This window comes from Dyadobacter sp. (genome assembly GCF_051859145.1).
Taxonomy (GTDB): Bacteria; Bacteroidota; Bacteroidia; order Cytophagales; family Spirosomataceae; genus Dyadobacter.
This window is the reverse complement of record NZ_JBHYGF010000060.1, coordinates 1-5,750: the sequence shown is the minus strand read 5'-3', so window position 1 is coordinate 5,750 and position 5,750 is coordinate 1. Positions and strand designations below refer to the sequence as shown.

6 protein-coding genes and 1 pseudogene are annotated in these 5,750 nt (G+C 41.8%); 1 reads left to right on the top strand and 6 read right to left on the bottom strand.

Annotated features, from left to right (window positions below):
* A pseudogene (locus tag ACTIE6_RS04935) lies at positions 1 to 795 on the top strand (ISKra4 family transposase); the annotation flags it as partial.
* A gap of 205 nt (positions 796 to 1,000) precedes the next feature.
* Here ACTIE6_RS04935 and ACTIE6_RS04930 read toward each other — a convergent pair.
* The 6 genes from ACTIE6_RS04930 to ric all read right to left on the bottom strand — a co-directional run.
* Positions 1,001 to 2,032 carry an OmpA family protein gene (locus ACTIE6_RS04930; RefSeq protein ID WP_439555569.1) on the bottom strand — a complete coding sequence of 344 codons (1,032 nt, stop codon included), beginning with the start codon at positions 2,030 to 2,032 and terminating at the stop codon, positions 1,001 to 1,003.
* Between the two features lie 402 nt (positions 2,033 to 2,434).
* Positions 2,435 to 2,554: a DUF5712 family protein gene (locus ACTIE6_RS04925; protein ID WP_439555572.1), complete on the bottom strand. Its 120-nt coding sequence runs from the start codon at positions 2,552 to 2,554 to the stop codon at positions 2,435 to 2,437.
* Positions 2,555 to 2,957: 403 nt separating this feature from the next.
* Positions 2,958 to 3,227, bottom strand: a complete 270-nt coding sequence (locus ACTIE6_RS04920; protein WP_439555568.1) for a 2Fe-2S iron-sulfur cluster-binding protein — start codon at positions 3,225 to 3,227, stop codon at positions 2,958 to 2,960.
* Between the two features lie 59 nt (positions 3,228 to 3,286).
* On the bottom strand, positions 3,287 to 4,390 hold the full coding sequence (locus tag ACTIE6_RS04915) for a cytochrome-c peroxidase (RefSeq protein WP_439555567.1): 1,104 nt from the start codon (positions 4,388 to 4,390) through the stop codon (positions 3,287 to 3,289).
* Between the two features lie 95 nt (positions 4,391 to 4,485).
* Positions 4,486 to 4,890, bottom strand: a complete 405-nt coding sequence (locus ACTIE6_RS04910; RefSeq protein WP_439555566.1) for a DUF488 domain-containing protein — start codon at positions 4,888 to 4,890, stop codon at positions 4,486 to 4,488.
* Positions 4,891 to 4,915: 25 nt separating this feature from the next.
* On the bottom strand, positions 4,916 to 5,750 hold an 835-nt coding region (ric, locus tag ACTIE6_RS04905), incomplete at its 5' end, for an iron-sulfur cluster repair di-iron protein (protein WP_439555565.1).

Below are 5,750 nucleotides of genomic sequence, written 5' to 3'. Positions count from 1 at the left end.
GTCCGGGACTGGAAAGATAAAAAAAGCATATTCGAAGTTATCGCTGGCAAGTCGATTCCGGCTGAAAAACCAGCCAAATGCTTTGCATTCGTGGGATCATATGATTTAAAATCCAAACGCCGGTTTTATAACCATCTTGTATCACAAGGAATGCAGCCCCACCAGCAGCTTGAATTCTTTTCAGATGGCGCTGATAACTTACGAAATCTACAAACCTACCTTAATGCAGAATCCACACACATTCTGGATTGGTTTCATATTACGATGAAACTGACAGTTCTGCACCAGTGCGCACTTGGGTTGATAAAGGTTGATGAAAAAAGAGGAAAATCTTTTCAACATTTATTGACCCGTATAAAATGGAATTTATGGCACGGTAATGCTGTAAGGGCAATTGAGCATTGTGATGACCTTGACTTCCACCTTATCGATCACCTGGGAGACAAGACGCAAAAGAAAAAATATGACAAGATTAAACCGTTCCAAACATATGTTACCGACTTCGACAAATACATTTCAAACAATATAAATTTTATCGTCAATTACTCCGAGCGGTACAATTACGGCGAAGTTATTTCAACCAGCTTTGTGGAATCCACAGTCAATTATGTAATTGCCAAACGGTTTTCTAAAAAACAGTCGATGCAGTGGACTAAAAAAGGTGCACACTTGCTGCTTCAAGTCCGAACAAAAGTATTGAACAACGAATGGGAAGGTACTTTTCGAAAGATGTATCCGGATTTCAGGCCGATCAAAGCAGTGAAAGATCCTGACGTCATCCGGGAAGCGGCATGAATCTCCCACACTTTTTGATGCTCTCCCATCTATCAACACTACATCTGCCTGGTCACCAGCATTTGGCCAGCTCTGGTTCCCTTTATCGTCCAGCGGCAGAACATTTGTGAGTCGCCAGTCTAGGATTCTCACTGGACTTTACGTAAAAAAAACCATATGCAGAGATTACGGCGGTTTTCGCCAATACCTTACTATTTGGTGTATCTTATCGTTTTACTAGTTCTACTCTTCTGTTTTGAGCTTTTCCATCCTCGGTCGAATTATCTGCAATTGGAGCTTCCTGCCCAAACCCCTTTGCTGTAAGGCGGCCTGTTTCAATTCCAGTTTTGATTATTTCGTTTTTTACTGCTTCGGCCCTCGCTTCTGAAAGTTTTTGGTTTCGGTCAGCTGTTCCTGCGTTATCGGTATACCCATTGATTTCAATTTTAAGATCTTTGTTAGCTTGCAACACCTTCGCGATTTCTGCCACCGCGTCCTGGCCGTCCGGTTTTAATGATGCTTTATCTGTATCAAAATTAATGTGGAGCACCGCTTTTCCTTTTTCATTTAAATCGTTTTGAATCTGGTCAGCTTTTAAAAGGGTGATGGTTTGCTTGAAGGGCTCTTTTTGAACTACTTGAATGGCGCCACTTGCTGAATTGCCATAAAGTTGGATGTAGATATTGTCGCCGGCCGCTTTTCGAATGACATACACCTTTACGGGCTCATTCCAATAATCAATGGAGCCTTCCTCACCAAGATAAGTAGCATTTGCTTTGAGGTAATCTGATTGCTCCTTTGAAATTTCTCCTTCAAAAACCAGCACGCCGCCAACCGACTTTATAGCATCGTCATAGCTTTTTAATAAATACGGCAACGACCAGTCGCTACTTCCTTTGTCGTCTTCTACGAGGTACGATTTAAACGATTTGCCGCTGATTTTTTCGAGCGTTGATCCTTTTGTAAGCGGAAAATAAATTTCGTCGTAATCCCGATTAAGTGGTTTGTTTTGGTATATAATATTGTTCGGCAGACTAAAGAATGGAATATCACTTAATGCTGCATCTGATACCGGAATAGAGTTTATATCAAATGGTTGGGTATCATTCTTGGTGCTATTATTTTTAGAATCAGAGTCGGGTAAACCCGTCTCTGTAGAATCTTCTTGGAGATTTTCTTCTTTGCTTTTGTTATTACAGGATAAAGTAAATCCAGAAAGGACTAAAAATAATAGGAATTGAAGCGGCATTTTTTTCATAAGGTTCATATATATATATCAATTAACTGTGGCCATAAGGATTGTATTACTATACTTCCTTTGGATCTCCAATGAGAATTATTTGACTAAAACCGTCCTTATGATTCTCATAAGAATAATAATGATAGATTTTTTGCTCTAACTATTTGTGCTACGAGCAAAAATGAAGCGAATATGATATAACTATTTTCACATTCCAAACCCAAAACCTCTCTTTTTCTGATGCTCCTGCCGGGGCTTGATTTCAGGCTGCTGCGACAGCTCCTTCTTTTCACTTTTGTTCTGCTCGACAACCTCGCTCTGCTCTTTGGCTTGGCCTGATGGCTCCGCTCGGCCACAATCAGATCAGCGCGTTGCATGGCTGCCCGTTTAGCATCACCTTGCGGTATTGGAACGTTTCGCTCAGCTGTGCATCATTTGATTGCCTGCCTTCGCTTCTCCACATTGACGAATGCCTTGTTTTACTTTCGGATCCTCATGGGAATAATACCGGTTGTATTCGATTTTCCCATAATACTTGATATCTCCTTATCAGATAGCCCTTTACTTATCCCTGACATCCAAATGCCACCAAAATTTCACATGGTGAAAAAACGGTGTATATGGCTGTAAACTGTGTAGTATTCAAACCATGGCATATACACCAGCGACAAAAGGAATGATACAAGTTACCTACTCTTTTTGACACTATTAAATTCTGGGTATTACTAATAAACAAAGTGTGTCGTTGAAATGTGTTGACGTTGCTACTGTTTGCGTGCAAACCAAACTTAATTCAGCAGATACCCCTTCTGAAATATGATAGAACACGTAATTGGATGATCGCCCGCGCGGAGTGTGACTGCACCTTTAATTGTTTGACCGTTAATGTATTCAAAGCTTCCATCTAAGACTTAGTTGTATGAGGTAAACAGGATCAAAATGTTTAAAAAGTGGAAGGCTCAATTTTTATTTCGGCATTAGCAAGCCAATCGTTAATTGGAACCTGACAGGCCAAGGTGAAGCGTCCATCTATTAGTACCATACAGGTTCCGCAGCTTCCCATGCCACAACAGAGCCCAAATCCGGAGATGCTTAGATAATACGAAATCAAGGTCATCAAAGAGAAATGTTGCTTTTCACCAGTCTGTACCTGATATTCTTCATTTCCGTAGATCAGCGTAAAGAGAATTGTGCTTTTTGGTTCTTCTTCCAAATTTATAAGTACTTGACTTTAATTTTGTATTGATGCTTTTTATTGACTTTTTGCTGTGCTCAGAGACCGATCACAGGTAATCCACTAGGTACATTTGCAGGAATTGTTTTATCGAAGGAATCATCGTTGAGCGTATTCAAAAATTCGACGATCCTTGACATATCTTTGAAATTCACGTCCATGTGTCTGGCGAGCGAATCAATGCTGCCAGCTTTTACATTCGGGTTAAGGATCTTTCCTCCTGCCACATCTTCGTAAAACATCAGCACTTGATCCAAAGTCGCAAACTTGCCACTGTGCATGTATGGAGCAGTAAAGCGCAGATTACGTAGTGTGGGTGTCCTAAAAGCATAGTCCTGATTGATACCCTCGTCACTTTCTGCCCGGTTATCAGTGTCCGGCACGCCCAAATTATGCAGCTTATAATCAGAAAACATGGGACCCGAGTGACACTTTGCGCAGCCTGTCACTAAAAACGCATTCATCCCATCTTTTTCGCTGGTCGACAATGCATTGCTGTCACCACGCATATACTGGTCAAACCGGGTATTGGTAGCAATCAGCGTCCTCTCGTAGGATGCTAACGCCTTAGCTAAATTTACCTGGGTAACTGGATTGCGATCTGTGGGAAATGCTTTCGAAAACAGCTCATCATAGACAGGGATCTTATCTATCCGATCGATGATTTCATCCAGGATCTGGTGATCCGGATAAACATTGCCACGCATTTCTTCCAGTGTTTTAATCGGCTCCAATGCTTGCGCCTCTAATCCTTTTGCTCTTAAATCCCAAAACATCGGGGCCAATTCAGGCCTGTAGGTTTCGTGATTGGTTATGCCATTAAAGGCCGTATTTAAAATGCTTTGCGAGTTTCTTTTTACAAACGGAATGTCATTAGGATCTAGAAACCGTCGCTTGCTGCCAGTACCTCTCCCATTTACCCCTATGGAGGTTTCCAGGAACTCTGCATAATTGAATTCCGGCTGGTGGCAGGTGGCGCAGGATACGTCTTTGCTTCCGGAAAGGATAGGATCAAAAAACAAAAATCGGCCCAGGTTTACTTTTTCCTGGGTCGAAGGGTTGTCATCCGGGTCTGTTGCATACCTGGGTAATGCGCCCAGATCAGCAATTGTTTCGATTACCTTCGGCTTTCTTTGGCGCAATGTTTCCCGATCTCTTCCGCAGGAACTACAAAGAATTATAAGTATAAACACTAAACAAATGGGGTGCATAATCATGTCTTACCGGAGTATCTCAATCATTGAGGGTCTGCTTTCATGAATTTGTCCAGGAAACCTTTCAACGCAATTGCATTGTTAAACTGTTCGTTTTGGGCAGCATACAAAAGGGAAACATTTTTGTGCTCCTTTATCAAGGCGATAAGCTGCTCGGCAATCTGCCTTTTTTTATTGAGCTGGAAGTTGTAGTCTGAAACAAACTCGGTCCACCGTTCCGGGTCGTGGTTAAACCATTTTCTTAGTTCTGCACTCGGGGCAATTTCTCTCAGCCAAAGGTCGACCCGGGCTTCGCTTTTCTTTACTCCCCTGGGCCATAAACGGTCAACAAGTATGCGAAAGCCGTCCTTTTTGCTAGGCCGTTCATATATCCGCTTTACGTTTACTACAAGATCCTGGTCATTAGCTTCCATATTATCAGACCTCATACTCTGATCAAATGTTAGGTTAGTCCTAATAAGCCGCCTGCATTTCCTTTTCAAGTTGGACAGCTTTTGGAAAAAGGATATTATTTTCCAAATGTATATGCTTGTGCAGATCACTCTCAAATTCTTTAAGCATAAAAAACGAAGCTTTATATGTAGTGCAAGCATCATGGGCCGGTCTATAATTGCCACTCAATGCTGCAATTTTTCGCATCCGCTCGCCTTCATTTTCATGGTCCTGCATCATGACAGCGATCGGATTTTGGATGCTACCGTAAGTTTGAGAAGGAATGTTCTGTTGCTGATTACCTGCCCAGATCATCTTTTTGATAACGGGGAAAATCATGAACTCCTCTTTTTTCATATGGACCGTCAGTTCGTGGGCTATGTCCCTGAAAAGGTCTCTTATTTCCAAAAGCTCAGGATGGTTTGTACCATGTACCAAGCAAATTTTGTTAAGGTTAGCCAGTATTTGCGGCATCTTTTCTGCCGTATATTTGTAATGCTTTGCCTCGATGTACTCTGCCAGCAGATCAAGCTCCCAGACATCAAAGTCTTTTTGCGGATCTGCGGTAGTTTGCATAGAACGTAAGATCTCCTGTGATAAAATCCCAATATCCACTCCGTTTTTCACACAGGCTTCCGACAAGGAAATTGCCCCATTGCAGCAAAAATCAATATTGTGTTTCTGAAAAACAGACGATGTCTTCCAATTTCTGGCCACGATGGAGCCAACTGTTTCATTTTGAAGATTTTCCATAATATGATATAAGTGAAAGTATCGGCGTTCCTGGACTTGCATCTCATTAATACGATCTCGGTTTGACCCGAAGATTATAAAATCACACGGGACGGATCGCTTT

What these genes read in the sequence shown, in the direction of transcription:
- ACTIE6_RS04930 (WP_439555569.1), bottom strand. Translation starts at nt 2,032, where the DNA reads ATGAAAAAAATGCCGCTTCAATTCCTATTATTTTTAGTCCTTTCTGGA.
- ACTIE6_RS04910 (WP_439555566.1), bottom strand. Translation starts at nt 4,890, where the DNA reads ATGAGGTCTGATAATATGGAAGCTAATGACCAGGATCTTGTAGTAAAC.